Genomic DNA, 26,288 nt, shown 5'->3' with positions numbered 1-26,288 from the left:
AACCTCCATGTATTTTTAAATAACTCCTGAGAATATCGATGCAGCAGCAATAACTACAGCACTGATAACGAAAAGAATTACGAGCAGTGGCCAAGTAAATTTCAACCACTTACCATACTCAATTCGACCAATTGCCAGTGCCCCCATTACAACCGCACTAGTCGGTGTAATCAGGTTAACAATACCACTGGCTGACTGGAAGGCAGTAATTACTACCGAAGGATCAACACCTACAAAGGTTCCCAGTGGACCCATAATGGTCATCGTCGCACTCGCTAAACCTGAAGTTGATGGAATTAAGAATGACATTGGTATATAGAATACATATGTTAGTACCCCGAATGCCGCTGCCGGCAAGCCTTGCAAGGCTTGTGAACCCCAATACAACACAGTTGCAGTCATTTGACCATCGTTCATAATAACTTGAATACCACGTGCCAAACCAATGATAAATGCAACACCTAATAAATCACGCGCACCATCGATGAATGAATCAATGAATACAGTTTCTTTTTGACGTGAAACAAAACCAATAACAATTGCCATTACTAAGAATAGCATCGTGATTTCACGGAAGTACCAAGAACCAAGCGGTAATGAATCTTGCCCAACCAAGTTACCAATAATTGGAATTGAATGAATCCAGTCATTAACATTAATAAAGAAGTCAAATCCCGGAATAATCATATCCCATGGTACCAGTGAGGCGATCATTATGACAAAGGTCACCCCGAATATAATCAGCACCCATTTCTGTTTGCCGCTCAATCCGTTACCAGCCTCTTCACTTAAGGCAAAATGTTTTTTATCATCTTCCCAGTTCTCAGCAACCATTGATTTGCTAGGGTCTTTTTCAACTTTTGAAGCATACCGATACACAAACCAAATACCTACTCCTAATGAAAGCGCAAGAATTAGCAAACGCCATATAATACCATCACCAGGTGATAGACCAACCGCTTGTGAGGCCACCCCAGTTGCAAACGGGTTAACCGTTGAACCAAGCACCCCGACGCCGGCACCGATTAATATAATCGAGACGGCGGTCATCGTATCAAAGCCAGCGGCAATCATTACCGGGATTAACAATGGATAAAACGCCATTGTTTCCTCAGCCATACCATATGTGGTTCCACCTAAAGCAAATATTGCCATCAGGATTGGAATCAATAGTTTTTCCCGTCCTTTATTGGCTTTTACAACCGCACCGATTCCTGCATCAATTGCTCCAGTTTTAGTAACGACACCTAAGAATCCACCAATAATCAACACAAAGAGCGATACTTCAATAGCTCCACCGGTTGAATCAGTACCTAACATACCATTAATTGGTGCCATAGCAACTTCCCAGAACCCTTGTGGACTTTGTTCAGTTGAATGATAAGTACCACCAATATAATCTCCGGTATCTTCTGAAATAGCTACACTATTGCTATTGTCAGGCCAGGTAATACTTACACTATCACCAGGTGCCGCATCACCAGAAATTTCTGTATCATCAACCGCTACCGGATTAATAGTAATTTCTCCGGAAGTAACCGGATCAGTATCACCTACGGTCAATGTCACTTCTTGCGAAGAAGTGTCACCGCCGGTAGGCTCAAATTTTAACTTTAGTACATCCCCGGCTTTTAAACTTACCGGGATTTCACTTGTCCAGTTTCCTACAGTATCATATCTACCAGCTGGAATAATCCAGGTTAATATTGCTAATACAATAATAATTAGAAACAATACCGTATAGGAAGTGGGCATTTTAAATCTCTTTTTCTTTTTGTCCTCGTTCATAGTAAACTCCTCCTATGGATAAAAACAGTTACTTTTGATTGCAGCAAAGTCGGTAAATTGCATGGGCATAAATCTCCATCGCTTTTGCCATATCTTTAATTACCATGAATTCATTTGCTTGGTGTTCTGTTTTTGACTCACCAGGAAATACCATTCCGAAAGCAACAAAATTCGGCATTGTACGCGCTAATGTCGCTCCCCCGGATGTTATCGGTTTATTTTTTGTATCACCAGTTAAGTCTTGATAGACATTTAATAAAGTTATTGATGGTTCAGCATCCAAAGAAACATAGCTTGAAGCAACATAATCAAACTCTTCATACGTCAAACCATATTCTTTTGCAACTGTTGTTATTTGAGCAACCACATCATCTTTACTAATTTTTACCGGGATTCGAATATCAACTGAAAGCTGACTGCTATTTGTATCAATATTTAACATCCCTGCATTCACGGTCATTTTACCTGAAACATCATCTTCAAGTACCCCATTGAAGATATTTTTACCATAACCATCTAACCCCACTGCCTCTGCTAAGAAATGCAGCATCGGATGATCTTCACCAATTTTAAGCAATCCCATGGCCAGACGAACAATTGCATTAATTCCTTGGTCAGCTAATGACGCATGCACTGATTTCCCAGATACCTCTACTTTTTGACCATCTATTTTTGCTTCAAATTTTAATTCATCTAATGCAGATTTTAATTCTGAAGCACGACTTCCTTCATAGACAGCACCACCTGGAACAACATTAAATGCATCACCACATGAAAGATTTAGTGTGTTGCTGCCAGTACCGTTTATATGGAGCTGCAACAAACCTTTCTCACCAAATACTAAAGGAAATTCTGAATCAGGAACAAACCCAAGTTCAGGAATACGTTCTTTTTTAGTATACTGAGCCATTCCACGCCAAAGCGTTTCTTCATCAGTTGCAAAAATGAATCGTATTTTTCGATTGAATACCGCACCAGAGTCAATGACTGCTTTCAAAGCATACAAAGCAGCAATAGTAGGACCTTTATCATCTTGTGAACCACGTCCATACAATTTGCCATCCTTAACTACTGGTTCAAATGGGCCGCTATTCCATAGCCGCAAATCACCAGCCGGCACAACATCTACATGTCCAATTACACCAACCATTTCTTCGCCTTCGCCATAATCAGCATACCCATAATAACCCTCAGGATCAATATACGTTTCCAGACCAAGTTGCTTACATAATTCCAGCGAATGCTCTAAAGCGTGCTGAATATCAGCTCCGAATGGAGTTCCATCATTTGCATCTTCATTGCAAACCGACGGTATTGCCACAAGGGATTTTATTGCTTCAACCGCTTGATCTTGATGTTCTTGATTACAGAATGTTTTCATAACAATTCCTCCGCCTTTCACTATAATTAATCTCCTAAAGTTGCAACCATAACTGCTTTAATAGTATGGAGACGGTTTTCGGCTTCGTCAAAAACAATACTGTTTTTACTTTCAAATACTTCGTCGGTTACCTCTACTCCATCCAATCCGTAGGTTTCATAAATTTTTTCTCCTACTTCAGTAAATCGGTCATGGAATGCTGGTAAACAGTGCATGAACAATACTTTTTCAGCACCTTTTGCCATTAATTCTTTATTTACTTGATATGGTTTCAACATTTTAATCCGTTGTTCCCATACTTCATCCGGTTCTCCCATAGATACCCAAACGTCAGTATAAACAACTTCAACACCTTCCATACCTTTATCAACATCATCAGTAATCATAATTTTTGCTTCATTTTCTTTAGCAATTGCTTCACACTCTTTGACTAACTCAGGGTCAGGGTGCAATTCTTTTGGTGCAATGATTCGGAAATCAAGTCCCATTAAAGCAGCCCCCTCCATTAAAGAGTTCGCCATATTATTGCGACCATCACCTAAGAAAGCAAATTTAACACCTTTTAAACGTCCTAAATGTTCCTCAATAGTTAAAAAGTCAGCTAAAATTTGCGTTGGATGCGCAAGATCAGTTAACCCATTCCATACCGGAACGCCGGAATATTTTGCTAAATCCTCAACTGCCTCTTGGCTAAATCCGCGGAATTCAATACCATCATAAATTCGTCCTAAAACCCGAGCTGTATCAGCAACAGATTCTTTTTTACCGAATTGTGAACCACTAGGGCCTAAATATGTTACATTTGCACCCTGGTCATACGCGCCAACTTCAAATGAACAACGCGTACGAGTTGAATCTTTTTCAAAAATGATAACAATATTTTTGCCTTTCAAGCGTTGAACTTCAGTTCCGGCATATTTAGCTCGTTTTAAATCACGAGATAAATCCAGTAAATAACGGATTTCTTTAGGTGTAAAGTCTGTTAAACGTAAAAAGCTTTTGTGTCTTAAATTAAACATAGTCAAGTCTCTCCTCATTTTTAAAAGATAAAATTTTGTTGAATAGAATTGCCGAGGCAATTCTATTCAAGATCTTCACGAACTAATGGCATAGACATACAACGTGGTCCACCGCGCCCTCTTGATAACTCACTAGAAGGCATAATGTGCAACTTAACACCTTTATTAGCTAATAATTCATTAGTAACATGGTTTCTTGAATAAACAATAATTTCATTTGGAGCAATTGCTAATGTATTAGCACCATCGTTCCATTGTTCGCGTCCGCCATCGATGATATCGCCGTTTCCACAACGAATCAATTCAATTTGACGTCCTAATGTTTCAGATAACACGGTTTGAACATCTTTGCTTTCAACAGTAATTTTTAAACCATACTCAGATGATGGATCAGAAGTAATTTTAAAAATACGTAAAGGTCCTTCAATACCAGCATGAATAGTAAATTTATCATGGTCAATCTGAGTAAATACTGTATCTAAGTGCATAAATGAACGTTGGTGAGGCAAATCAAAAGCAAGAATTGTTTTAAAAGTATTTTCTGGATGAGCAAATACTTTTCTCGCTAATTTTTCGATTGCAGCAGACTCTGTCCGTTCAGAAATACCGATTGCAAGCGTTTCTTTGTTTAAAACAAGTTGATCTCCACCTTCAATATAAGTATCTTCATCGCGATCATACCAATGTGGTACATTGCCATCTTTAAAATCTGGATGATATTTGAAAACATAATCACAGAATAAAGTTTCTCGTTGACGAACATTTGTATACATATGGTTAAATGAAACACCATTCCCAATCGAAGCAAATGTATCACGAGTAAAAAGAATGTTTGGCATTGGTTCAGTGATAAATGGATAGAAATCATTAACAACATCAACTAATGTTGTCCGCTTATAGCCAGCCAACTCAGTTTTACGAATACCAGCAATCATTTTATTAACCATTGCTTGAGTATCCATAGAAAGAAGATATTCTTTTAAACTTTTTTTCATATTGTCACTATGAATTTTTGATTCAAAAAGAAATTCATCTATAAAATTATTTTTAATATCATCAGAGAGATCAAGAGTTTCAGCAGTTAACTTTTCAATATAAACAACTTCTACCCCATTATCTTGAAGAATTTTTGCAAAAGCATCATGCTCTTCCTGAGCAATCTTTAGATACGGAATATCATCAAATAATAGACGTTCTAATAAATCCGGAGTTAAGTTTTCAACTTCTTCTCCTGGTCTGTGCAATAATACTTTTTTCAGTTTCCCAATTTCTGAAAATACGTGAATCGGTTTCATTAAGAAAACCTCCTATAAAATAATATTTTTTCTTGGATGTCTAATCCCTGATCAAAATCACTTCCAAAACCACCTCCTGAAATATTTCAAAATAACAATACAATACGTCTAAATACTCATTAATCGTATCATATAAAATTAAATTGCGACATTGATATACTAATAAAATAAATTGTGTCAATTAATAAAACATATCAGTAGACAAATTCATAATTATGAGGTATTATCGCACTCAATTATCCTATTACCATTTTTAAAATTTATATCTTCCTTGTTCATCCCTAAACAAGATTTAAACCCATCTAACCAATTTACCGACCGGTGATAAAACATAAACAGAAAAAGTCCCAGTTCTCTAAGTAAAACCGGCACTTCAGACAATGTTTCATTATATGAAACGTTATAATATTTTGTATCTGCACCGATCCTGTTTATATTCCAATTCAGAAGCTTCTTCAAGCCATTGGATTCCTTGGTTGCAGAGTAAAAGTAATCAATATTTCTTGACTCAATATTTCTATAAAAATTGGTATACCCATCAACAGGTACTACTTTATTAACAAGTATTACGGCAATTTTTATTGAATTACGAGTAAATTCGGGTAAGTGTAATGCGTCTATTTCAGCTCGATGTAAATCGTGATGGAGCCCTGAAAACAGACGCTCACGCACATTACGCTCCATGGAAAACACTCCAGTCAAGCTATATTTTATACTATAATGATATCAATATTTTTCACAAATGTAAACCCTTTCTTGCAAATACCACAATTATCGGTTTTTGTGAAAAAGTAAAAACCCAAAGTGGTTCAACGGGCCACTTCGGGTTTCTGAAAATAAAAAAAGCCTTGTAAACAAGGCTCGTTTTTTTTATATGGTACCGGTGGTCGGGCTCGAACCGACACTCCGGTGAAGGAACGGGATTTTGAATCCCGCGCGTCTACCAGTTCCGCCACACCGGCATATAAAAAATACTCAAATTGAGTACTTATTTAGTATACCATTATTTTATTGCTCTGTCATCAGTTTTTTTAAAAAAAGCGGTGCTTTTTGCACCGCTTTGCATATTACTTAATTGTTTTAATTGCTTCACTTAAATATTCAACATATTTTTCGCATAAAGCATCATTTTCAGCCTCAACCATAATTCGAATTAGTGGCTCAGTTCCACTTGGTCGCACTAATACCCGACCATTTCCGTTCATTACTTTTTCAACTTCATTAATTGCCAGATTAAGGGTGCGGTTATTCATAACCTTCTCCTTATCTTCAACGTGTAAGTTTTTAAGTAATTGCGGAAATTTTTGCATTTCATCAGCTAATTCAGAAATAGACACACCAGTCTTTTTAAGAATTTGTACCAATTGAATAGCAGTCAATAAGCCATCGCCGGTTGTTGAGTGTTCTAAGAAAATAATATGCCCTGATTGTTCACCGCCAAGATTATAACCGCCTTGAATCATCGCTTGCGCAACATGTCGGTCACCAACATCAGTTTGTACGCTTGAAAGCCCTTGAGCTTCGAGCGTACGATAATATCCTAAATTTGCCATTACCGTTGAAACAATTGTGTGGTTGATAAGGCGACCTTCATTGTTCAAATATTTTCCACAGATATATAAAATATAATCTCCATCACGGACATTTCCTTTTTCATCTACAACAATCAGGCGATCACCATCACCATCAAATGCCAATCCAATATCAGCCTGAGTGTCTAAAACAAACTGTGCTAAATGTTCAGGATGAGTTGAACCAACTTTATCATTAATGTTAATTCCATTAGGTTGATTTCCCATAACAGAAACCTTAGCATCAAGCATTGAAAATAATTTAGCTGCTAAATTACTTGTTGAGCCGTTGGCACAATCCAAAGCTACATGCAAACCATCAAAATTTGAGTCAACAGTTTGAGTTAAATATTTAAGATATTTTTGGCTGCCTTGTTGATTGTCTAAGGTAACTCCTAATTGCTCAGGGAATGGACGCACTGGCATATCCAATGTACCATCAATATATTGCTCAATTGTTGCTTCAATATTATCAGCAATTTTAAAGCCATCCGCACCAAAAAATTTAATACCATTATCAATAAACGGATTGTGTGATGCTGAAATCATTGCTCCGGCTGCAGCATTTAATGTTCTAGTTAGATATGCAACTGCCGGTGTACTTGTTACTCCAAGCAATACAACATCTACTCCGGTACTCAAAAACCCGGCAACCAAAGCATTCTCTAGCATATCACCAGAGATACGTGTGTCTTTACCAATAACTACGGTTGGTTTTTCAGTACGCTTATTTTGGGTAAACAAGATATATCCAAATGCTTGCCCTAATTTCAATGCTAAATCAGCAGTTAAGTAACCATTGGCAATACCACGTACGCCATCTGTTCCAAAATATTTTCCCATCGAAAATCACTCCTATTAGTAACAAGAGCTATCAGTTATTTTTATATGACTGATAGCTCAAATAATTTTTAATTATTGCGAAGATACAATATTAACCTCAATTTGTTTTGGTGAATATGTATATTGCACAATTGAAGGACCGCTTACCTTTAATGGTACAGTATGAACACCAGCACTCAAATTGCTTAAGTCAATTGAAACATTGAAGTCATCGGCCGTAATTCCTGCTAAAGTTTCCTTTGTTCCAGTTACGGTAATATCAACTTTTATGTTACTGGTTGCAGTTGCTGAAAGTCCGTCACCAATTCCTGAATAATTAATATTCACTCCTTGGAAAGTTTTAGTTTCAGCAGCGCCGAACTTAACTGTAACTGATACTGATTGCGGAACAACCCGTGAAATACCATTAATTTGCGGTAAGGTAATATTAGCTGGAATAGTTACTGTATCGCTATAGCCAGTAACATCGACTTCTACTTCAACAAATTGAAGTTTATTCAATGCTTCCCGGTCGCTGCCGACGACAGTTACTGATTGCTTATCAAGTTCATATGATTCAATAGCTTTACCATCTGCAGGTGTTCCGGTAAAGACCACCTTCACATCCACATATTTTGTTGGTACTGAAGCCAATGTTGCGGTATAGTCAACGCTTGTAGGTGTTGCAACTACGCTAGTAATCGCATTACCGTTTGCATCAAAGGCAACAATCTTGGCACGGCCATCGATCTCTTTACTTTGGTTTTCTTCTACTGATGCATTTACATCATTAGCATCGACCATAGCTTTTACATATGCAATCGTATCTAAATCTTTTTGGGCCCCGCGTAAGGTTATATCATTTTGAGCTAATACAACATTATCAAGTGTTTTACCGGATTCAAGATTTTGCTCATTAATAATCTGCGAACTTATCGGGAAGGTTGCTGAAACCTTAGGCATTATTGTAACCTTAACCCTTGCCGGATTTAATTGAGCAGTTAAATTAGCATTAATATTCTTAACTTGCAAGTCAACTGTATGTTCCCCTGGAGTAAGACCTTCCAGGTTTACATAAACATCATATTCATGAAGTGATTTAGTCATCGAAATGACTGAATCATCCCCTATTAATGTCATATCTGCATAATCCGGCAGCCCTTCAACCACATAGTTTTCTTTGTCGTAGTTTTGAGTAACCGGTATATCAGTAATTATCTCACCAGATTTGTTGAATATTCCCAGGTAACCAAATTGATTAGCTGTAAAGAATAATACCAGAGCAGCAACTAAAGAAATGATAACTGCAAACTTATTATTAATAAATAATTGTTCAAACTTATCGCTGATTGAACGCAAAATTGCGAAGAATCGTTGACTCATCCGTTTACGGTAGCCATCAACAGTGCGCTTATTGGCTGCCTTTGCTTTAGTTTTTACTTTTGTAGCTTTTTCACGTACTTGTTTTTTCTGTTTTTCTTTTTTCACTTTTTTAGCCTTTGAAGGATTAGTTGCAGGATTCTGCTCCTCGTTTTGCCCTTCACCGGTAGGATATTTTTGATTAAGATCATTATTACTCACTTAATCCACCTCCTCCATCGACTTCTTCTGAGGCGATAATATTAAGTCCATCTTTTAAAATTTCTACTAAATCTTCTTTTTGTAAGCCACGAATAAGTTCTCCACCAACAGCAATCGAAATAAGTCCGGTTTCTTCTGAAACAACTAATGTCATACTGTCTGTAATTTCACTGATTCCAAGTGCGGCCCGGTGCCGAGTACCTAAATCTGGCGGTAAATTATCCTGAGTAGTTGTCGGGAATAATGCTCCGGCACAAGCAATTTGCGTTCCCTGAATAATTACTGCACCATCGTGTAATGGAGTATTGGGAGTAAATATCGTCGTTAATAATTGTGCTGATAATTGCGATTGAACTTTAATTGCCTGAGAGACAAAGTCATTCATTGCAACATTACGCTCTATGGTAATCAAAGCACCAATATGGCGTTTTGATAAATATTCCACCGCATTTGAAAGCTCGCGAATAATCATTTCACGTTCATCCAAAGTTAATTGCCGGCGAATAAAAGTACTGCGTCGTCCTAAATGTTCGAGGCCACTTCGGATTTCCGGCTGGAAGATAATAATAATAAATAGGAATCCCCAATTAATAAATTGGCCTAAAACCCAGCTGATTGTCGTAAAGCCGAGCCATTGACTCAAAAATTGTAAAACGACAATTATTACGATACCTTTTAAAATTTGAATCATCCGCACATTTAAACGTACTACGCGAACAAGTCCGTAGATAATCAACCATAAAAGACCAATTTCAATAATCGAACGGATTAATTCAACATAATTCAACTCACTTAATAATTGTGTAAAGAAATTGAGAATCTGTTGTATGATATCCATTAACTTTCACTCCCTTTTTTAAAGACTTTGTCAGTATACCATAGAATAAAAAAACAACAAAACAAAATAAGATATTGAAAACAATACCTCATTTTACTTAAAAATTGTTTCTAACGTCATTGTATGTATCAGGTTCAAATTGTTTATTTAAGGATTCAATTCGTGTGTTGACATCTTCAACCCGGCGAATTACTTGATCATAATGCAATTCGTTCCCAGACCAGCGTTTAACATGGTAAAAACGCTGAATAATAGTCCGGCAAATATTGCCAAATGAATAAAGATATTCCGGTGTTTTAGTCCCGTGTGCAGCCGATGCTGCATATACATCGTAATCTTTTAACGATTCACGTACATCAATAGCCGCTGCGTTATTAACCGCTGCAATCGGAGCTGGTATAATTTGTTCCTTGGCAAAACCAGGTTCAGTCTCTGAAACATCACCAACATCACTTGGCAGAACAACTGATTCTGGAAACTCAGCAGTTTCTTCAAAATCAGATAATTCTGGCAAATCAATTGATGCCGTTTGTGCTGATGAATCAAACTCAGCAGTTTCGAATGCAGTCTCGTTTTGCGGTTTCGGCTTTTGACGCAATAAGATTAAAATAACTGTACCAACAACAAATAAAGCAATTGCAATAATTGCTACATATAGTTGATTATTTAAGATAATACGTAATGCGTCCGGCACAAATTTCACCTCTGGATTCTATATTCTTATATATCATAACACAGAATCCACCCCTAGTAAATGCAAAATAAGTATATAAAAAAGATGTTCAAATGAACATCTTTTTTTCTATAAACTACGTAATGCATCAATAGGTTGCATTTTTGATGCCTTCCTTGCCGGGAAGGTTCCAAAAACGGCACCGATAAGCATTGAGAATAAAGTACCGATAATAATTATATCCGGACTCAAGACTGCCGCAAAGCCAACAAATATACTGGCAATGTAGGAAATCAATAAGCCAAAAATAATGCCAATAATGCCACCTAAAGTAGTAATAATCATTGCTTCAATCAAAAACTGCGAAAGAATTCTTGAAGGCGTTGCCCCCAAGGCCTTCCGTAACCCAATTTCATGAGTTCGCTCAACAACTGAAACATACATAATATTAGTTACCCCAAGGCCACCAACAAATAGCGAAATGCCGGCAATAAAAGCGATAAATGTCGTCATAATTGAAAATACATTTGACACTTGCTCACCGATTTTCTCAAGGTTTTGCACTTTATAGTCGCCACTGACAACTTTATTACTATTTAAGGTCTGCTCAATATTTTGTCCTAATACAGCAACATCAGCTCCTTCAGCAGGAATAACTGTTACCTGGCCAATTTGCTCTTCACCGCTATATAATTCCCATGATGAAAACGGTAAGTACATGGTTTTATCACCGAACATCGAGAACATGTTGCCACCACTGCTGCCATATGTCCCGATAATTGTATATAAACGATTTTTCAAAACAACACTTTGACCAACTGCATCATTACTATTAGTAAACAACGCCTTAGCCAATCCATCACTAATCAAAATATTTGATTGTGCCTGTTCGAATTCAGTATCAGTAAAACCACGACCACTTAAAATAATATTTTCAGTCTGATCAAACTCCATTTGAGAATCTAATGATTCCATAATAACTGACTGGTTCTTATCCAAATAATTCAAATTAACAAATTCAGTATTTTTCGGAATAACACTGGCAACTCCAGGAACTTGCTCCAATAAATGTAATTCACGACTAGTAAATGGCTTATCTTCATTTTGACCAATACTAAACATTGCAGAATTACTATCATCATTCGTAGAATACTGAATGCTTAACCCGGTTCCCACGCTGCTCAATACTGAGTTAGTGATATTGTCACTGGCACCGCGTCCAATGGATACAATTGCGATAACTGACGCCAAACCAATGATAATACTTATCATTGTCAAAAAAGTTCGCATCTTGTTATCACGCAACGAAATCAAGGCCATGCGTATATTTTCAATTATGCTCATATCCGCACCTCCTCCTCAATCATGCTGCGTGAATCATCTGACAATGAGCGAGTATCAACCTTCAAGTTCAACTCATCACTCAATATCTTACCATCAAGAATCCGAATAACCCGGTCAGCATAACTTGCCACATGTTCATCATGAGTAACTAAGATGACCGTTCTGCCTTCTTCATGTAATTGACAGAACAAGTCCATAATCATTTCGCCGGTCTTAGAATCCAGCGCACCGGTTGGCTCATCACCAAGTAAAAAACTAGGATTAGTTACCAAGGCCCGGGCAATCGCAACCCTTTGCGATTGCCCACCCGATAGTTGATTTGGTTTATGATCCATACGATCAGCTAAACCTACTCGTTCCAAGGCAGCAATCACTCGTTCGCGCCGTTCTTTTTTGCTTAATCCAGAATATACCAATGGTAATTCTACATTTCTGAAAGCAGTTAATTTTGGTAATAAGTTAAATGATTGGAAGACAAAGCCGATTTCCTTATTCCGAAGAATAGCAAATTGTGCCTCGCTCATCTTTTTGATGTTATTATCATTTAATATATATTCACCTTCACTGACAATATCAAGTAAACCTAATATATTCATCAATGTTGATTTACCAGAACCGGATGGACCCATGATTGCAACAAATTCGCCTTGATCGATGTGTAAGTTTATTTCTTGAAGCGCTCGAACCGAGACGTCTCCATTTTTAAAGTCTTTTACCACATTGATAAGGTCTATCATTGTACATTCACTTCCATTCCCTCAGTCAGGTCAGCAGCTGGATTATTTACAATCACTTCGTTGCCATCAAGACCACTGGTAATAATATAATTACTCTCTTTTAAAGTCGCTTCAATAGTTCTCTTCTCCAATGTTTTTACACCATTAGTATCTTTTACAACAAAAACACTTAGTACTCCATCTTGATTGATAACTGCACTAGAAGCTAAAGTTAAGCTTTCGCTGTTTTCCCCGGTTATTGATACATTAACATGATATCCATCACGTAAAATGTTTTCTGGTTGATCATCCAAAAATACTTTTAATGTATAGTTAGTAATTTGTGAGCTTGCAGTTGCTGATGCCGCGCTTGGTGTTTGTGGCATTTGTGGCAAACGATCAAGGTGTGCAGCATATTTTTTATCAAGATCATTGTTACGTACAACATAACTCACCTTTGGGCTATCCGGAATATTTGCTAAATCATATTCTGTTACATCGGCAAGAATAACATATTCTTTGCTGCCCATTGTTACCATAGCACTTGGCGTAGCCGTTGTTGTCGCTGTCAAGGCACTGCTGCTTGAAGCATCTAAATTAATATCCAGAATACGTCCATCTTCTTCAGCATATAAATAACCATAATCAAATTCAATTAACTTGTCATCTTTGGAAACAATGTCACCAACACCGACTAATGCTTTAACAACATCCCCTTTGGTTCCGGGATTGTATAACGAATAAGTTTCTTTTGATTCAACGGTTCCACTTACAGTAATTCCGTTAGTCTGTTTTACTACAGTAGTCGTTGCAACTGTTGGCACCCCTGAAGTTGCCACACCGCCTTGCATTGCAAAATATGCAATAATTCCTGCAAAAGCAATAAATGCAATTGCAACTACTCCGATAATTATTCCTTTTGATTTCATAGTAGTAATCGCTCCTTAAATATTAATATTGATACTCTGTTCAACCGTTGGTACGGTATAATTAACAGTAGAGTATATTTGATAACCTGCAAAGGCAAAGTGAATCGCAACTGCTATTGCAACTACAATCAATGCTTTTGCCTGAGTTAACTTCATCGTATATTTAGCAGCAAAGAACAACCAAATAAACGTAATCAGATAGAATGGATTTAGATATTGCAAAATAACTTGTGGTAAACCGGGAATAGCAATTGAGTAAATTACTATTGAATATAGCGCTGCACCTAATTGTGCCGGTAGATTAACAATAAAAGCAAGTTGTAAAGCCTTTTTGAAAGTAATTGCCGTTCCCTCGACACGATCGCGGAAAATAAAAGCCAAAAACAAATACAAACAAGCAAGTAAGAAAATGCCAAGCACCATACCAATAAGAGCAAAAATAATTGTTGTTACAACCATCATCGGCATGAGTGAACTCATATCCATCCCTTGCACCTGGTTTTCAACCAAAGTCATACTCTCAGCAACAACTGCCGGTACCGTCACCATGCCAAGTGCTGCAACAAGAACCCAAGCAAGCAAAATTGCTAAAAACCCCTTCGTTTTCTTCTCTGCACCAATTTGCTGAAAAGCTTTTGCCGGACTTGAAAGTAATGTCCATAATAAACTCATATATATTCCTCCCTCTTAATGTAAAAATAGCATCATTAACACTGATAATAAATTGTTAGCGAAGTGAATAATAACTGGTACATAAAACATCTGTGATACTTCATAACTAATTACCAATAATAATCCCATTGTGAAGTATGGAATAATCATAAACCATGGATCTGTTCCAAAACCAAAATGCATCAGTCCAAACAATAATGATGAACTTATCATCAAGGCAATAACCCGAATCAATGCTCCGCCTTTAGCAGTAGTTTTAGTCTTAAAAGCATCAATAGAAAGTTGTCCTTTCCCTTTTAAATGCATATACAAGACCTTTCTAAAAATCATCTCTTCCACAAATGGCGCTAAAATAACAGCTTGAATACCCATCAGCCATGGCATTTGTTGATTAATATCTTCAATCAATTGTTGATTAGCTCCACTTTCGGGAATAAAAAAGCCGATTATATATTGGAAACCAACAAAAACGATAATACCAATTATACTAATAAGAACAAATCGAAGTGGCTTAGCAATAACTTTTTTCCATTCATCAATTAAAAAGCGGCGATAAACAATCAATAAAACAATTGCTAAAACAATTAAAAAAGCAAATGAAACAATCATTATCGCATTAAGTGTCCATGCAGGCATTGCAAGCTCAGTAGGATCAATTGCTCCGCCCTGCATCATCCCAATCATCATCACTGGTACCGCAACAATTATTGGCAATACAAAATAACATAGCACTGCACTTACCAATGCAATCGTTTCTCTAACAGTAAACTTCATACATCCATCTCCTAACTGTATTACATGTATAATACGGTATTTGTTAAAAAATGTCAATATGCTTTTGCTCAAGGCAAAAGCATATTTAAACTTTCCCAAAAACTGAAAAAGTGCCATTAGTTACTTGTTTTTATGTTATAATGACACTAATAGAAATTTGGAGGGATATATATGCAACAACGTTTAATTGTTGTCGATCTTGATGGGACGGCACTCGCAAGCGAAAATGAAATTGCCCCGTTAACGAAGGAATATTTGATTAAAGCTCAAGAACAAGGTCATCAAGTTACCATTGCTACCGGCCGCCAGTTTTATTCAACGGAATATGTATACAATGACTTAGGCCTTAGTCTTCCGTGTCTGTCACTTAATGGTGCAATCATCAATGACCGAAATGGCAATTCGCAAATTATTAATCATATGGAAGCTAAAAGCGTTCAGGCGGTGCTTGAACATCCATATGTTAAGGAAAAAGTTTTACTGACTATGTTAGAAACACCGAATAAAGCTTACTTGGATAAAAACGATAAATCAATGATTTACTTTTTAGAAAATCAAATGCCTGGTAATACCGGTGCCCGGTATGAAGTCGTTGAACAATTCGGCAATACACTTTTAGAACAGGTTCCTACTATGTACATGTTTACTGAAAATGCTGATGGTGAGGAAACTTTAGCAGTTCTAAATAGCTTAGGTTTACCGGAAATTACTTTCCGCGGTACTGCCGGCCTGGTAAGCTTCTGGATTGAAGCTTACTCTACCCGCACGAACAAAGCCGCAGGGCTAGAAGTATTGGCTAAAGAATATGGCATTGCACCTGATCGTATTATTGCCTTCGGCGATCAAATGAACGATGTTGAAATGCTTGAATATGCGAACATTGGTGTGGCAATGCAAAATGCACATGAATATGTAAAATCAATTGCCAACGAAGTAACAGAATTCAGCAATGCTGATTCTGGTGTTGGTGTTCACCTTGCCAAACTGTTGAATTTATAAAAAACTTCCCCACGTGGGGAAGTTTTTTTATATATTACAAATTTCACCGGTTTCTTTTATATATTGTAACTTTAATGAGTTACCATCATTTGCCTTAACTTGTTTAACAAGATCATCTTTGGTGGCAAAATATATTTCATCATCAACTTTGAAATAAAGCATTTCGCCATTCTGTTTCAAGTCGCTAATGCGCCCCTCCACATATGGCTCACAATGCTTACCATATTCTTTATCAAACCATGGGTAGCCAATAAAACCAACAATCGCCAGTACAACCAGGCTACTCATAATTAAAATGATTTTTTTCATTTTTACTTCACTCCTTTTACTACTCCAGTATACAGGCAGTGACAGTATTTAAAAATCGAATCAGATAACAATGGGATAACTTTTACTTACGCTTTCGTAAGCACAAAAAAAGCCCCGTATTTCAGATGCGGGGCTTTTTATTACATTTTTTCAGGTGCTGAAACGCCTACAAGTTTCAAAGCATTTGCAAGCGTAATTCTCACCGAATCAACTAATGCTAACCGGTGGTAGCTTGTCACCATATCCTCTTCATTAATAACTTTGTGGTCATTATAGAAGCTATGGAAGTTTGAAGCTAAAGTATTAATATAGTTAGTGATTAAATGCGGTTCACGTTTTATTGCTGATTGAATAATCACTTCCGGGAACATCAATAATGTATTCACCAGTCGGCGATCTTTTTCTTCATAAGTATATGAATCGCTAGTCGTTATTTTATCTGCAGCAAATCCTTTTTCAGCAGCATTACGCAATACTGAACAAGTTCTTGCATGCGCATAGTGGGCATAATACACTGGGTTAGTATTGGCATGCTCTTTTGCTAAATCCATATCGAAATCAAGTGGTGAGTTTGCAGCTCTCATTGCGAAGAAGTAACGTACTGCGTCAAGTCCGACTTCTTCAACCAAATCACGTAAAGCAACTGCTTTACCAGTCCGCTTACTCATTTTCACTTCGACACCACCTTGCATCAAACGTACCATTTGAATAATTTCAACTTCAAGCACATCAAAGTATCCAAGTGCTGCTAACGCAGCTTGCATCCGGGCAATGTATCCATGGTGGTCTGCACCTAAGATATCAATTAACTTATCACCACGTGATAATTTTTCAATATGATAGGCAATATCCGGAACCATATATGTATAAGTTCCATCACTCTTTAAAAGTACCCGGTCTTTATCATCACCAAAGTCAGTTGAACGCAGCCAAAGCGCACCATCTTTTTCGTATGTCGCTCCACGTTTTTTAAGTTCAGCCAATGATGCTTCCAATTTACCGGTATCATACATACTTTGTTCTGAACTCCATTGGTCAAATTCAACCCGATAATTCAAAAGGTCGGTTTTCAACTTCTCAAGTTCATATTTAATTCCGTACGACCGGAATAATGCTAACTTGCCTTCTTCATCAGCATTATCGAATTCAGTTTTATGACGTTCAATTAAAATCTTAGCAATGTTAACGATGTCCTCACCATGATAACCATCTTCTGGCATCGGATAATCAGTATCACCTAATTGCTGATAATAACGTGCTTGTAATGAATACACCAAGTTATTGATTTGATTCCCGGCATCATTAATATAATATTCACGCGTTACCCGGTGTCCGGCTGCTTCTAAAATATTAGATAATGAATCACCAAGGGCTGCACCGCGGGCATGACCTAAATGTAAATCGCCGGTTGGGTTTGCTGAAACAAACTCAACATTAATATAATTATTATTGCCAAAGTCACTATTTCCATAGTTAGTTCCTTGTGCCAAAATATCATTTACATGAACGTTTAAGATATTTTCTTTAACAAAAACATTAATGAAACCTGGACCTGCAATCTCAGCTCGATCAATACAGGTAAATTCGAAATTATCAATAATGCTTTGAGCAATATCCCTTGGGTTGCGTTTTGCACTTCGTGCTAACTGCATCGCCACATTGGTAGAAAAATCACCATGACTCCCATCTTTTGGATATTCAATAACAACTTGATTAACATCAAGCCCATCGCTTAGTCCGGCTTTTGTTAACGCAGCAATTATTTCGTTTTTTACTTGCTTTTGTAACCGTTCCATGGTTTCACTCCTTTTTATAGCTATATATATCATTTATTATAGCACAAACTCCTGAAATTTAAACCGAAAGCAGAAAAAAACTATAAGAATTCTTATAGTTTTTTTAATTTTATATTACTTTCACCTGACTTTTTACAATTGCTCCCGGAGCAACTGTTAATGTACCGGTATATTCTACCAACTCAATATTGCATCCCTCACCGATTGTCACATCTTCACCACGGACAATTTGGGCTTTGGTAGCAACTAAACTAATCCGATCAGCTTCAATTTCATTGACTACCAGACAGAAGCCATCACGAGTTGAGAAAAACTCACTCACTTTGTGTAATGGATTTTTGAATACTTGAATTGATGTTGCCTGGATAATTGAAATAGTGCTCCGGTGCCAGACGTTCATAGTGATATTTTCAGCATTTACTAGTTCAGCAACAATTGCTCCCTCAGTCATAACGTTCTCTGCTTCTATTTCGCCAGTACAGCGTAATTTTCCATAAACATCAATACGATTACTGGAAATATTTCCGGTTGATTTAAAGTTACCACGAATATTTAAGTGTTCAATAGAACTTGGTCCGTCAATAGATGCTCCACCATATACCGAAAACTTTTCACTTGTTAGTTCGCGGAATTTCCCGGTGCCGGTAATATTGATAACTTCTGCAATGATAGGTGCCATTGCTGTTAAATTACCATTGATTTCAAGTAATTTAATCGTTACCGGTTTAAATGCCTTACCGCTGCCATTCACCTTTACATAATCAAAGTTTCCTTCGGGGATCAAACCCTTACCGGAAATGATAAACTGATTCGTTTTTGATTGCATATTACTCATTTCTCCTAATCTTTTAAATAAAGTTGCAGCGATTTAGCATACTCATCAAGTGAAATGCGCTCAATCATTTGCATATTGTTATCAAAGAATATCTGATTATCAACCGATGCCAATATATAGATAATTTGACCATCAGCATCGCCCATATATAATTCTAACAAAGTATTCTTGACCTGTTTTTGCCAATTAACAACCGAGCGATAAAAAGTTTCTAGGTTTTTCTCTTCTGAAAAGTATTTTGCAAACTCGTCTTTGCTGGAAATATAAATACATAGTAATTCGAAGAAAGAACAAGATGTTCTTTCGGTATATTGCATAAATGCTCCGACATGTTTTATTGATAGTGTAGCCTCGGCAATAATATTTTCGAGCTGGTATGTTTGTTTTTGAACATCCGGCGAAAATAAATCGCTCATCTCATCAAATGAGTGCGTCTCTTTCATTTCTAATATTGCATTGATTCGTTCAAGAATTTTTTCTTTGGGGAAGAACGTCTCTTGCCCGCTCAAGGTTGATTTCTTAACAAACCAAACATCAGGAATTAATTTTTGCCGCTTCCACCGATATAGTTGTCCATAGGAAATTTTTGTCAGACGAAGCAAATCTTTTTTTGAAATTTCTTCTTCAGTTTTCTTCATTGCAAACCTCCACGTAACATTGTTACACTTATATGATAACGAAACATTGTTTCATTGTCAATAACTTTGTAAAAAAACGGATGATTTTTATTCATCCGTTTTTATAATTTCTCTTAATCCTGATTAAATTTAATCGGTTCAATATGCCAAATATCTCTTACATAGTCTTCAATCGTTCTATCACTACTGAAGAATCCGCTCATGGCAATATTATGAATACATATTTTTGCCCAGGTCTCTTGGTCTTGATAGAGTTGATCAACTCGCTCTTGAGCTTCAATATAGCTGGCAAAATCTTTTAAAACAAAATATGAGTCATTATGCATCAACAAATCATCGAGAATCAAATTAAATTCAGTATCGCTTAATTTATCATTGTTAGCCAGAATTTTTGGTTGAGCAATTAAGTCCAGTACTGCTTTGATACGCGGATCATTATGATAATAATCCCATGAAACATAGGTGTTTGAAGAACGCAATTTATCAACTTCTTCATCAGTCATTCCAAAGATAACAATATTATCATCGCCAACTAACTCATCAATTTCCACATTTGCCCCATCAAGAGTTCCGATTGTCAAAGCACCATTCATCATGAATTTCATATTGCCGGTTCCACTCGCCTCTTTTCCGGCAGTAGAAATCTGTTCGCTGACATCAGCTGCCGGGAACAATAATTCTGCTTGAGAAACATTGTAGTTCGGGAGAAAGACAACTTTAAGTAGATGGTTGGTTGCCGGATCATTATTAACGCGTTCTGCAACTGTATTAATTAGTTTAATTACTTGTTTAGCAAATGCATATGATGGTGCCGATTTAGCACCAAAAATAAATGTTCGCGGTTGCATTTTAAAAGTTGAATCCGTTTTTAAGCGATTATACAAGTAAATAATATGCAGTACGTTTAGTAACTGCCGCTTATAAGCATGTAATCGTTTGATTTGAATATCAAATATTGAGTTAACATCAACTTCCACACCGGTTACAGCTTCAATATGTTTTGCTAATTTCTCTTTATGTTGTTTTTTAATTGCCATAAAATCATTCCGGAACTGAATATCATCTTTATAATTAAGCAGTTTCTTAAATTCATCTTCAGGATGTTTTAGCCATGCATCACCTATTTTACTGGTAACTAATGCGGCAAGTTCGGGATTTGCATAGGCAAACCAGCGGCGATGGGTAACGCCGTTGGTTTTGTTGTTGAATTTTTCCGGAAATAAATCGTAAAAGTCGCGCATCTCCTGGTTTTTTAATATCTCAGTATGCAATGCAGCTACTCCATTCACACTAAAACTGCCGACAATTGCTAAATAAGCCATGCGCACTTGGCCACCACTGATAATTGCCAGACGTTCAATTTTATCACGGTCATCACCATAAGTATTAAAAAGCAGTGTCCGGAAACGGCGATCAATTTCTTCAATGATTTGATATACTCGCGGAAACAGTTCGCTGACATATTCGACTGGCCAAGATTCTAATGCTTCAGCTAGAATTGTATGGTTAGTATATGCGACTGCATTTGAAACAATATCCCATGCCCGTTCCCAAGTGTACCCGTACTCGTCAAGTAGTAAACGCATCAATTCCGGAATAACTAAAGTTGGATGAGTATCATTGATTTGAATAACAATCTTATCTGGCAAAGTATCAAAGCTAGTATTTTCATACAAAAATCTTTCTAATAGCCAATGAACTCCGGCACTTGAGAAAAAATATTGTTGTTTTAAACGCAGTTTTCTCCCCTCATGAGTTGAATCATCAGGGTATAAAAAGTTCGTAATCGAACGCGTATCATGTTCATAATCTTCAAAACTACCGCCAGCAATTGGATAATCATAAAATGGTTCAGCCTTCCAAAGGCGTAAGGTATTAGTTGTTTTAGTGCCTTGTCCGATAACTGGCACATCATATGGAACCGCAAGAATCTTAGTTTCAGGTACATACTCTACTTGGGCGTTGCCTTCCTCGTTATGGGTAATTGAAGTATATCCGCCATACCCAATCTCAACTGCTTCATCATAACGATTGATTTCCCATTCATATTTACCATCAAGCAACCATGGATCCACTGTTTCTTGTTGATAGCCATCACGAATATTTTGTTTAAAGAAACCATACTGATATCGAATACTGTTACCTTGTCCGGGATACCCCAGAGATGCAATTGAATCTAGAAAACATGCAGCAAGACGACCTAAGCCACCATTACCAAGACCAGCATCATCTTCGGCATTTTCTAAATCATTAATATCGATACCTAGTTCAGCTAAAGAGTCCGCAACATCATTATAAATACCAAGATTCATCAGGTTATTAGTTAGCAGTCGGCCCATTAAAAACTCCATGGAAAAATAATATACCTGCTTTTGATTAGACTGGATAATGGCTTCCTTGCTCTCGCGCCAATTATCACCGGCATAAATCCGAATAATCCGCGCCAAAGCATTATACCGCTCACGATTAGTAGTATATTCAAGTTCCTTACCGTATAACTGTTGTAATGTATCAACAAAAGTCTGTTTATAATTATAAATCTCTGCCATAGGTATTCATCTCCTTAGTTGATATTATTATGCGCTCATTGCCGCATTTTTGCAAGCAGAATCAACTGCTTATTTCCCTGCCTTAAAATAAATAGTAGTAAACGGCGGCAGTGTAAACGTTATACTTTGTTGTTGCTCATGCATCGGCTCTTTTAAAACCTTAATTTTTCCCTCGTTGACCACGCCACTTCCGGAAAAACAAAAATCATCACTATTCAAAATTTCTTGATAATATTTCGCTTGCGGTACACCTATGGTGTACTCCTTGAAATAAATATCCGAAAGATTGCAAATCATTACAATCGTATCTTTAGCAGTTTTGCCAAAACGAGCAAAAGCCAAAACATTTTGCTCCGGAACATTGGTTATCCAACGAAAGCCATCAAAACTATAATCATGAAACCAGAAAGCTGACTCATGCAAATAAATGTGATGCAACTTTTTCATATATTCATGAAAAGAGTCATGCAATGGGTACTTTAACAACAACCAATCAAGTTCACGTTTTTCATCAAATTCAATAACCTGAGCAAACTCGTTGCCCATAAACTGTAACTTTTTACCTGGATGAGCATACATCAAGCCAAACAAGGCTCTTGCCTGAGGAAACTTCGCTTCATAACTTCCCGGCATCTTATTAAGCACAGAAAACTTACCATGCACGACCTCATCATGTGAGTATGGTAAAATATAACGCTCATTATACATATAATGAAAAGAGAAAGTCAGCTTATCATTCACCTCGTAACGTTCGTCGCTCGGTGTTTGCATATAATTAAAAGTATCATTCATCCAACCCATATTCCATTTATAATCGAAGCCTAAGCCACCTTCTTCAAGCGATTTTGTAACAGCTTGATAATCAGTTGAATCTTCAGCAGTAATCAACGCCGCCGGAACTGTTTCGGCAATTGCTTTATTAAGCGCTCTTAAGAAAGCAATTCCATATGGGTTTTCTCCCCGGTCCTTACGTCCCTGCCAATAAATAATGTTAGCGACAGCATCCAGACGTAAACCATCGGCATGATAATATTGCAACCAGAACAATGCATTTGAAATTAAAAACGAACACACTTCTGGCGAACTAAAATCAAAATTAAGTGATCCCCACTCATTTTCACTGTTTTGTGGTTCCTTATATTCAAAAAGCGGTGTGCCATCAAACTTAACCATAAAAGTTGCGTCCTTACAAAAATGCACCGGCACCCAATCCAAAATAACGCCAACATCCTGCTGATGAGCTTCGTTGATAAATGCCATTAGTTGTTTTGGTGTTCCGTATCGATGGGTAGCAGCATAAAAACCGCTCACCTGATAGCCCCACGATTCATCAAGCGGATGCTCCATCAACGGCATAAATTCGATGAAATTATAATAGTATTCCTTAACATATGGAATTAATGTCTCTGCCAAAACAGTATAACTGCTCAACTCACCATTATCACTATATCGCCACGAACCAGCGTGTACCTCATAAATATTCATAGGCTGCTGATAATTTTTTGGCAATCGTTGCTTTTGCCAACTATGATCCTGCCACCGAAAATTATCAATATCAAAAACTATTGAGTTAGTCTCCGGACGATTTTGGCTAAAGAAGGCAAACGGATCGCTTTTTTCGAGGAGCTCACCGTTTGCAGCAGTAATCAAATATTTATACTCGTCATATTCCTTAGCATTCGGAATGAACAGCTCAAAAATACCATGCTCATGCACTTTATCCATAAAACCATGTTCACGGTCCCAATTATTGAAACTGCCGATTACCTGAACCGCCTGAGCAGTTTTTGCCCATACCCGGAACATTACTCCGGCAACGCCATCAATCTCGCCGACGTGGGCACCAAACAATTCAAAAAGCGTTCGGTGGGTGCCGTTGCGAAATAAATATACATCTTCATCATATAATCTGCGAATCATCTTCCACACCTCATTTTAGAAAAAAAGTCCTTACTTAAAATACATTTAAATAAAGACTTTTGTTGAGCACTGCCTTCTTTCCGGCAATGCATATAATCTGCTAATCTTGGTCAATAATCGGTTGTACAATTGCCATAACGTCTTTACGAATTGCATTTATAAGCGCCTGCGCCTCAGCTTCGGTTGTCGAACGCACGCTGATATATACTTTGGCTTTTGGTTCAGTACCGCTTGGACGCAAGCAGAACCATGAACCATCTTCCAGATAAAACTTAAGTACTTCAGCTTTCGGCAAAGTAATCGGCGTTTGTTTACCCTCTGCAAAGCTTATACTTTGGATGAAGTCATCAACCTGGACAACATTCATATCTGCAATAGTCGTAAAGTGATTATTCGCAACATACTCCATAATTGATTTAATTTTTTGGGCTCCGGCAATTCCGGCTAAACTAATATTAATTAAATCCTCGCGGAAATAACCAAACTCCTGATAGAGGTCTTCAAGTACATCTAACAACGACTTACCTTGAGCTTTATAAAACGCTGCCATCTCAACTGCCATAACAACAGCTTGGGGCGCATCTTTATCACGAGCAATAGTTGCATCTATCAATGAACCATAACTCTCTTCAAAACCAAAGACAAAGTTTTTTGTTCTGGTTTGTTCATAATGAGCAATACGATCGCCGATAAATTTAAATCCAGTCAAAGTATGTTCTGTGCTAACATCATATTTATCAGCAATAACTTTAGCAAAGTCACTAGAAACAACAGTAGTAAACATCACCGGATTTACTGGCAATGTTCCATGTGCTTTTCGTTGTGAAACAATATAATAAAACGTTAAAGCACCAGTAACATTCCCATTCAACAACTCATATTCACCTTCATTGTTGCGAACTGCCAGGCCAAGTCGGTCAGCATCTGGGTCTGTTGCTAATAAAACATCAGCATTTACTTTTTTACCAAGTTCAATAGCTAAAGTAAAAGCTTCCTTGTCTTCCGGATTTGGCAATTTTACCGTTGGAAAATCACCATTTGGTTCTGCCTGCTCGGCAACTTCATGGATATGGGCATATCCTAAAGTTTCCAAAGCCCGCATTACCGGCTTATGCGCAGTACCATGTTGCGGTGAAAAGACTACTACAACTTCATCTTTAGGTACATCATTGATTTTAATATTAACAACCGCTTCATTGTATGGTGCATCAATATTTTCACCAATAAATTCAATAAGTCCTTGTTCTTGGTATACTGCTAATTCATCAACCTCTAAGGTCAACTCATCTTCAACTTCATTCACTAAAGCAACCACCTTTGCTGCTTCTTCTGGAATACACTGACAACCGGTTTGGTCATAAATTTTATAGCCATTGTATTGTTTAGGATTATGGCTGGCCGTAATAACAATTCCAGCGAACGCATGCAAATGACGCACTGCAAATGATAATTCCGGAGTTGGCCGCAATTCTTCAAATACATATGCTTTCACCCCATATGAAGCCATAACTTTTGCTGACTCAAGAGCAAATTCTTTTGAATGGTGGCGGCAATCATAAGCAATAACAATACCACGTTTTTTTGCCTCTTCACCGTGGGCAGCAATATAACGGGCAAAACCATCATTAGCTTTGCGAATTGTATAAATATTCATTCGATTCGTACCAGCACCCATAACTCCGCGCATACCTGCGGTACCGAATTCCAAATTAGTATAAAAAGCATCTTCTTTTTGGGCATCATCCATTGTCAGTAATTCCGCTTTTAAATCTGCTTCCAGATTAGCATCGTTGTTCCAATGTTCAAATAGTTCTTGCCATGTCTTACTCATGTATTAAT

At 37.3% G+C, this 26,288-nt stretch carries 22 protein-coding genes and 1 tRNA gene; 1 reads left to right on the top strand and 22 read right to left on the bottom strand.

Going from position 1 to position 26,288, the window contains the following annotated elements; translation table 11 throughout:
* Positions 1-15: 15 nt before the first annotated feature.
* The 15 genes from FEZ08_RS06055 to FEZ08_RS05985 form a co-directional block, all read right to left on the bottom strand.
* On the bottom strand, positions 16-1,788 hold the full coding sequence (locus FEZ08_RS06055) for a YfcC family protein (protein WP_138190817.1): 1,773 nt from the start codon (positions 1,786-1,788) through the stop codon (positions 16-18).
* 28 nt (positions 1,789-1,816) lie between these two features.
* Positions 1,817-3,169, bottom strand: coding sequence for a M20 family metallopeptidase (locus FEZ08_RS06050; protein WP_138190816.1), 1,353 nt, complete (start codon positions 3,167-3,169; stop codon positions 1,817-1,819).
* 26 nt (positions 3,170-3,195) lie between these two features.
* Positions 3,196-4,188, bottom strand: a complete 993-nt coding sequence (argF, locus tag FEZ08_RS06045; RefSeq protein ID WP_138190815.1) for an ornithine carbamoyltransferase — start codon at positions 4,186-4,188, stop codon at positions 3,196-3,198.
* A gap of 62 nt (positions 4,189-4,250) precedes the next feature.
* Positions 4,251-5,483, bottom strand: coding sequence for an arginine deiminase (arcA, locus tag FEZ08_RS06040; protein ID WP_138190814.1), 1,233 nt, complete (start codon positions 5,481-5,483; stop codon positions 4,251-4,253).
* A 213-nt stretch (positions 5,484-5,696) separates the two neighbouring features.
* The gene (locus tag FEZ08_RS06035) at positions 5,697-6,167 is read right to left on the bottom strand and encodes a hypothetical protein (protein WP_138190813.1); all 471 of its coding nucleotides are present in this window, start codon (positions 6,165-6,167) and stop codon (positions 5,697-5,699) included.
* Between the two features lie 191 nt (positions 6,168-6,358).
* Positions 6,359-6,445, bottom strand: a tRNA-Leu gene (locus FEZ08_RS06030).
* A 105-nt stretch (positions 6,446-6,550) separates the two neighbouring features.
* Complete coding sequence (gene glmM / locus FEZ08_RS06025) at positions 6,551-7,897, bottom strand: phosphoglucosamine mutase (RefSeq protein ID WP_138190812.1); 1,347 nt, start codon at positions 7,895-7,897, stop codon at positions 6,551-6,553.
* Between the two features lie 72 nt (positions 7,898-7,969).
* A complete protein-coding gene (locus FEZ08_RS06020) occupies positions 7,970-9,457 on the bottom strand; it encodes a CdaR family protein (protein WP_138190811.1) in 1,488 nt (495 codons plus the stop codon).
* Positions 9,450-10,295 carry a diadenylate cyclase CdaA gene (gene cdaA, locus FEZ08_RS06015; RefSeq protein WP_138190810.1) on the bottom strand — a complete coding sequence of 282 codons (846 nt, stop codon included), beginning with the start codon at positions 10,293-10,295 and terminating at the stop codon, positions 9,450-9,452. The genes FEZ08_RS06020 and cdaA overlap by 8 nt, the downstream gene beginning before the upstream one ends.
* Positions 10,296-10,392: 97 nt before the next feature.
* Complete coding sequence (locus FEZ08_RS06010) at positions 10,393-10,989, bottom strand: hypothetical protein (RefSeq protein WP_138190809.1); 597 nt, start codon at positions 10,987-10,989, stop codon at positions 10,393-10,395.
* Between the two features lie 108 nt (positions 10,990-11,097).
* The gene (locus FEZ08_RS06005) at positions 11,098-12,312 is read right to left on the bottom strand and encodes an ABC transporter permease (RefSeq protein WP_138190808.1); all 1,215 of its coding nucleotides are present in this window, start codon (positions 12,310-12,312) and stop codon (positions 11,098-11,100) included.
* Complete coding sequence (locus FEZ08_RS06000; RefSeq protein ID WP_138190807.1) at positions 12,309-13,049, bottom strand: ABC transporter ATP-binding protein; 741 nt, start codon at positions 13,047-13,049, stop codon at positions 12,309-12,311. The genes FEZ08_RS06005 and FEZ08_RS06000 overlap by 4 nt, the downstream gene beginning before the upstream one ends.
* Entirely contained in the window at positions 13,046-13,957 is a 912-nt protein-coding gene (locus FEZ08_RS05995) for an efflux RND transporter periplasmic adaptor subunit (protein WP_138190806.1), read from the bottom strand. Before FEZ08_RS05995 ends, FEZ08_RS06000 begins: the two co-directional genes overlap by 4 nt.
* Before the next feature lie 15 nt (positions 13,958-13,972).
* Positions 13,973-14,629 (bottom strand): YIP1 family protein, encoded by a 657-nt coding sequence (locus FEZ08_RS05990; protein ID WP_138190805.1) that lies wholly within the window; start codon positions 14,627-14,629, stop codon positions 13,973-13,975.
* Positions 14,630-14,644: 15 nt separating this feature from the next.
* Entirely contained in the window at positions 14,645-15,403 is a 759-nt protein-coding gene (locus FEZ08_RS05985; RefSeq protein WP_171014961.1) for a CPBP family intramembrane glutamic endopeptidase, read from the bottom strand.
* 171 nt (positions 15,404-15,574) lie between these two features.
* On the opposite strand from FEZ08_RS05985, the gene FEZ08_RS05980 reads away from it, so the two are divergent.
* Complete coding sequence (locus tag FEZ08_RS05980; RefSeq protein ID WP_138190803.1) at positions 15,575-16,402, top strand: Cof-type HAD-IIB family hydrolase; 828 nt, start codon at positions 15,575-15,577, stop codon at positions 16,400-16,402.
* Positions 16,403-16,429: 27 nt separating this feature from the next.
* Here the strand turns inward: FEZ08_RS05980 and FEZ08_RS05975 are convergent, their stop codons facing one another.
* The 7 genes from FEZ08_RS05975 to FEZ08_RS05945 all read right to left on the bottom strand — a co-directional run bounded on the left by FEZ08_RS05975 (position 16,430) and on the right by FEZ08_RS05945 (position 26,280).
* The gene (locus FEZ08_RS05975) at positions 16,430-16,711 is read right to left on the bottom strand and encodes a hypothetical protein (RefSeq protein WP_138190802.1); all 282 of its coding nucleotides are present in this window, start codon (positions 16,709-16,711) and stop codon (positions 16,430-16,432) included.
* Between the two features lie 140 nt (positions 16,712-16,851).
* Entirely contained in the window at positions 16,852-18,507 is a 1,656-nt protein-coding gene (argS, locus tag FEZ08_RS05970) for an arginine--tRNA ligase (protein ID WP_242003473.1), read from the bottom strand.
* 109 nt (positions 18,508-18,616) lie between these two features.
* The gene (locus FEZ08_RS05965; RefSeq protein WP_171014960.1) at positions 18,617-19,333 is read right to left on the bottom strand and encodes a hypothetical protein; all 717 of its coding nucleotides are present in this window, start codon (positions 19,331-19,333) and stop codon (positions 18,617-18,619) included.
* A 14-nt stretch (positions 19,334-19,347) separates the two neighbouring features.
* Positions 19,348-19,980 (bottom strand): DUF4004 family protein, encoded by a 633-nt coding sequence (locus FEZ08_RS05960; protein ID WP_138190799.1) that lies wholly within the window; start codon positions 19,978-19,980, stop codon positions 19,348-19,350.
* A 113-nt stretch (positions 19,981-20,093) separates the two neighbouring features.
* Positions 20,094-22,529 carry a glycogen/starch/alpha-glucan phosphorylase gene (locus FEZ08_RS05955; RefSeq protein ID WP_138190798.1) on the bottom strand — a complete coding sequence of 812 codons (2,436 nt, stop codon included), beginning with the start codon at positions 22,527-22,529 and terminating at the stop codon, positions 20,094-20,096.
* A gap of 69 nt (positions 22,530-22,598) precedes the next feature.
* Positions 22,599-24,449 (bottom strand): 1,4-alpha-glucan branching protein GlgB, encoded by a 1,851-nt coding sequence (gene glgB, locus FEZ08_RS05950; protein WP_138190797.1) that lies wholly within the window; start codon positions 24,447-24,449, stop codon positions 22,599-22,601.
* A 100-nt stretch (positions 24,450-24,549) separates the two neighbouring features.
* The gene (locus tag FEZ08_RS05945; protein WP_138190796.1) at positions 24,550-26,280 is read right to left on the bottom strand and encodes a phospho-sugar mutase; all 1,731 of its coding nucleotides are present in this window, start codon (positions 26,278-26,280) and stop codon (positions 24,550-24,552) included.
* Between the last annotated feature and the right edge of the window lie 8 nt (positions 26,281-26,288).

It is taken from the genome of Culicoidibacter larvae (assembly GCF_005771635.1).
Classification (GTDB): domain Bacteria; phylum Bacillota_I; class Bacilli_A; order Culicoidibacterales; family Culicoidibacteraceae; genus Culicoidibacter; species Culicoidibacter larvae.
This window is presented reverse-complemented; position numbering and strand designations above follow the sequence as displayed.

Excerpts from the sequence above, each read along its gene's own strand:
- FEZ08_RS06055 (WP_138190817.1), bottom strand. The coding sequence starts at position 1,788 with ATGAACGAGGACAAAAAGAAAAAGAGATTTAAAATGCCCACTTCCTAT.
- FEZ08_RS06050 (WP_138190816.1), bottom strand. The coding sequence starts at position 3,169 with ATGAAAACATTCTGTAATCAAGAACATCAAGATCAAGCGGTTGAAGCA.
- argF (WP_138190815.1), bottom strand. The coding sequence starts at position 4,188 with ATGTTTAATTTAAGACACAAAAGCTTTTTACGTTTAACAGACTTTACA.
- arcA (WP_138190814.1), bottom strand. The coding sequence starts at position 5,483 with ATGAAACCGATTCACGTATTTTCAGAAATTGGGAAACTGAAAAAAGTA.
- FEZ08_RS06035 (WP_138190813.1), bottom strand. The coding sequence starts at position 6,167 with ATGGAGCGTAATGTGCGTGAGCGTCTGTTTTCAGGGCTCCATCACGAT.
- glmM (WP_138190812.1), bottom strand. The coding sequence starts at position 7,897 with ATGGGAAAATATTTTGGAACAGATGGCGTACGTGGTATTGCCAATGGT.
- cdaA (WP_138190810.1), bottom strand. The coding sequence starts at position 10,295 with ATGGATATCATACAACAGATTCTCAATTTCTTTACACAATTATTAAGT.
- FEZ08_RS06005 (WP_138190808.1), bottom strand. The coding sequence starts at position 12,312 with ATGAGCATAATTGAAAATATACGCATGGCCTTGATTTCGTTGCGTGAT.
- FEZ08_RS06000 (WP_138190807.1), bottom strand. The coding sequence starts at position 13,049 with ATGATAGACCTTATCAATGTGGTAAAAGACTTTAAAAATGGAGACGTC.
- FEZ08_RS05995 (WP_138190806.1), bottom strand. The coding sequence starts at position 13,957 with ATGAAATCAAAAGGAATAATTATCGGAGTAGTTGCAATTGCATTTATT.
- FEZ08_RS05990 (WP_138190805.1), bottom strand. The coding sequence starts at position 14,629 with ATGAGTTTATTATGGACATTACTTTCAAGTCCGGCAAAAGCTTTTCAG.
- FEZ08_RS05985 (WP_171014961.1), bottom strand. The coding sequence starts at position 15,403 with ATGAAGTTTACTGTTAGAGAAACGATTGCATTGGTAAGTGCAGTGCTA.
- FEZ08_RS05980 (WP_138190803.1), top strand. The coding sequence starts at position 15,575 with ATGCAACAACGTTTAATTGTTGTCGATCTTGATGGGACGGCACTCGCA.
- FEZ08_RS05975 (WP_138190802.1), bottom strand. The coding sequence starts at position 16,711 with ATGAAAAAAATCATTTTAATTATGAGTAGCCTGGTTGTACTGGCGATT.
- argS (WP_242003473.1), bottom strand. The coding sequence starts at position 18,507 with ATGGAACGGTTACAAAAGCAAGTAAAAAACGAAATAATTGCTGCGTTA.
- FEZ08_RS05965 (WP_171014960.1), bottom strand. The coding sequence starts at position 19,333 with ATGCAATCAAAAACGAATCAGTTTATCATTTCCGGTAAGGGTTTGATC.
- FEZ08_RS05960 (WP_138190799.1), bottom strand. The coding sequence starts at position 19,980 with ATGAAGAAAACTGAAGAAGAAATTTCAAAAAAAGATTTGCTTCGTCTG.
- FEZ08_RS05955 (WP_138190798.1), bottom strand. The coding sequence starts at position 22,529 with ATGGCAGAGATTTATAATTATAAACAGACTTTTGTTGATACATTACAA.
- glgB (WP_138190797.1), bottom strand. The coding sequence starts at position 24,449 with ATGATTCGCAGATTATATGATGAAGATGTATATTTATTTCGCAACGGC.
- FEZ08_RS05945 (WP_138190796.1), bottom strand. The coding sequence starts at position 26,280 with ATGAGTAAGACATGGCAAGAACTATTTGAACATTGGAACAACGATGCT.